Genomic DNA, 3,336 nt, shown 5'->3' with positions numbered 1-3,336 from the left:
GACGAGCTGGCGGCCCCGCTGGACCACCTGGAGAAGAAGCTCACGGCCATGGAGAACCAGCTCCGCTGACGGGGCCGGAAGACGATCGAGGGGGTGGGTCCTCTTGCCCCGTCGGCCGCGTGCAGGTTAGGCAGATCACAGCGACCACTGTGAGGAGCCGCGATGCACGACGACCGACTGCTGGCAGAGGGCCGGCTGGACCGCGCACTGCGCCAGTTCATCCGACCCGCCCAGTACACCGAACGCGTCCCCCTGGAGCTGTCGGTGTGGCACCGCCCAGGCGAGCCGGTGCCGGCGGACGAGGCGCTGAAGATCCCGCCCGAGGAGTACGAGCCCTTCGCCGTCGGCACCGCCTGGGGGCCGCCGTGGTCGACCAGTTGGTTCCGGCTGGCCGGCACCGTGCCGGCGGGCTGGGCGGGGCGGCGCGTCGAGGCGGTGATCGACCCCGGGTTCGGCGCCGAGATGCCCGGGTTCCAGGCCGAGGGACTGGTGTACGACGCGGCGGGGGCGCCCGTCAAGGGCGTGCACCCGCGCAACCGCCATGTGCCGATCGCCTCCCCCGCGGCCGGCGGCGAGCCCGTCCGCCTGCTGCTGGAGGCCGCCGCGAACCCCGCGGTGCTCCAGGACTTCACCCCCACCCTGCTCGGCGAGCTGCGTACCGCGGGCGACGCGCCGCTGTACACCTTCCGCTCCGCGGACCTCGCCGTACTCAACGAGGACGTGTGGCACCTGATCCTCGACATCGAGGTGCTGTCGGAGCTGATGCACGAACTGCCGGTGGACCGGGGCCGGCGGCACGACATCCTGCACACCCTGGACCGCATGCTCGACGTGCTCGACCTGCACGACGTGCCCGGCACGGCCGCCGCCGCCCGTGAGGTGCTGGCCCCGGCGCTGGCGCAGCCCGCGGCGGCCAGCGCCCACCGCGCGTACGCCACCGGCCACGCGCACATCGACTCCGCCTGGCTGTGGCCGCTGCGCGAGACGGTGCGCAAGGCGTCGCGGACGTTCGCGAACGTCACGGAGCTGGCGCTGTCCGGCGACTACCCGGAGCTGGTCTTCGCCTGCTCCCAGGCGCAGCAGTACGCCTGGGTCAAGCAGAACCAGCCGCAGATCTACGAGCGCATCCGCGCCGCCGTGCAGACCGGCCAGTTCGTGCCGGTCGGCTCGATGTGGGTGGAGTCGGACGCCAACATGCCGGGCGGCGAGGCGCTCGCGCGCCAGCTGATCCACGGCAAGCGGTTCTTCGCCGAGGAGTTCGGCGTGGACACCCAGGAGGTGTGGCTGCCGGACTCCTTCGGCTACACGGCGGCGTTCCCGCAGCTCGCGCGGCTGGCGGGGATCCGGTGGTTCCTCACCCAGAAGCTGTCGTGGAACCAGACCAACAAGATGCCGCACCACACCTTCTGGTGGGAGGGCATCGACGGCACCCGGGTCTTCACCCACTTCCCGCCCGTCGACACGTACAACGCCACCATGCACGCCTCCGAACTGTCGCTCGCCGAGCGCAACTTCGCCGACAAGGGGCGGGCCAGCATGTCGCTCGTGCCGTTCGGGTACGGGGACGGGGGCGGCGGGCCGACGCGCGAGATGCTGGAGAAGGCGCGCCGGCTGCGGTCCCTGGAGGGCTCGCCCCGGGTGGAGGTGGCGAACCCCGCGGTGTTCTTCGCGGCGGCCGAGGAGGAGTACGGGGCCGCGGCGCCGGTGTGGTCCGGGGAGCTGTACCTGGAGTTCCACCGCGGCACGTACACCAGCCAGGCCGACACCAAGAGCGGCAACCGGCGCAGCGAGCACCTGCTGCGCGAGGCGGAGCTGTGGGCGACGGCGGCGGCGCTGGCGGATCCGGCGTACGCGTACCCGTACGAGGAGCTGGACCGGATCTGGAAGACCGTGCTGCTGCACCAGTTCCACGACATCCTGCCGGGGTCCTCGATCGCCTGGGTGCACCGGGAGGCGGCGCAGACGTACGCGGCGGTGGCCGAGGAGCTGACGGGCATCACGGCCGCGGCGGTGGCGGCGCTGGGCGCCGCGGACGGGGACGGGCCCGCCGTGCTGAACGCCTCGCCGTACGACCGGGGCGAGGTCGTGGAGCTGGCCGCCGCGGAGTCGGCGGCGCTGCCGTCCGGGGCGCTCACGCAGCCGCTGGGCGACGGCCGGTCGCTGGCGCGGGTGGACGCACCCGGGCTGGGCGCCGGTACGGCGGGGGCGGCGGTCGGCGCCGGGGTGTCGGCCGTGCCGGATGGCAACGATGTCGTGCTCGACAACGGCCTGTTGCGGGTCGTCGTCGACGGCGACGGGCTGGTGGCCTCCGTACGGGACCTGACCGCCGACCGCGAGGTGCTGGCGCCGGGCGCCCGCGCCAACCTGCTGCAGCTCCACCCCGACCACCCCAACCAGTGGGACGCCTGGGACATCGACAAGTTCTACCGGCGCACCCGCACCGACCTGGTGGCCGCGGAGTCCGTGGAGGTCACCGAGTCGGGGCCGCTGCGGGCCGCCGTGCGGGTGGTGCGTACCACCGGCCGGTCGCGGATCGTGCAGGACATCAGCCTGGCAGCGGACAGCGGGCAGGTGGACTTCACCACCGAGGTCGACTGGCGGGAGGAGGAGAAGGTCCTCAAGGCGGCGTTCCCGCTGGACGTGCACGCGGAGCGGTCCACGTCCGAGATCCAGTACGGGCACGTGCACCGGCCGACGCACGCCAACACGAGCTGGGACGCGGCGAAGTTCGAGATCTGCGCGCACCGCTGGCTGCACGTGGGCGAGCCGGGGTACGGGGTGGCGGTGCTCAACGACGCCACGTACGGCCACGACGTGACGCGCGAGGCGCACGAGGCCGGCCTCGGCACGACGGTGCGGCTGACGATCCTGCGGGCGCCGAAGTTCCCGGACCCGGAGACGGACCTCGGCGTCCACCGCTACCGGTACGCGCTGCTGCCGGGCGCGGACGTGGGCGCGGCGGTGGCCGGGGGCCTGGCGCTGAACCTGCCGCTGCGCACGGCCCGTACGGCGGCGCGGACGCCGCTGGTCTCGGTGACCGACCCGGCGGTCACCGTGGAGTCGGTCAAGCACGCGGAGGACCGGAGCGGTGATGTGGTGGTCCGGGTGTACGAGTCGCGCGGGGGGCGGGCGTCGGGGACGCTGACGACGTCGTTCCCGGTGGCGGACGTACAGGTGACGGACCTGCTGGAGCGCCCGCTCGAATCGCCGGACGCGGTACGGGAGGAGGACGGCCGGGTGTCGCTGCGGCTCCGGCCGTTCCAGATCCTGACGCTGCGGATGCGGCCCGTACGGTGAGCCCGGGAGGGGCCCGGCGGCGCCGGGCCCCTCCGCTCC

1 protein-coding gene is annotated in these 3,336 nt (G+C 73.7%); it reads left to right on the top strand.

Annotated elements, in window-relative coordinates; genetic code table 11:
• Positions 1–162: 162 nt before the first annotated feature.
• On the top strand, positions 163–3,297 hold the full coding sequence (locus H5J30_RS23225; RefSeq protein ID WP_181789322.1) for an alpha-mannosidase: 3,135 nt from the start codon (positions 163–165) through the stop codon (positions 3,295–3,297).
• Positions 3,298–3,336 lie beyond the last annotated feature (39 nt).

The sequence above is a fragment of the Streptomyces phytophilus genome (assembly GCF_013870535.1).
Taxonomy (GTDB): Bacteria; Actinomycetota; Actinomycetes; order Streptomycetales; family Streptomycetaceae; genus Streptomyces; species Streptomyces phytophilus.
This window is presented reverse-complemented; position numbering and strand designations above follow the sequence as displayed.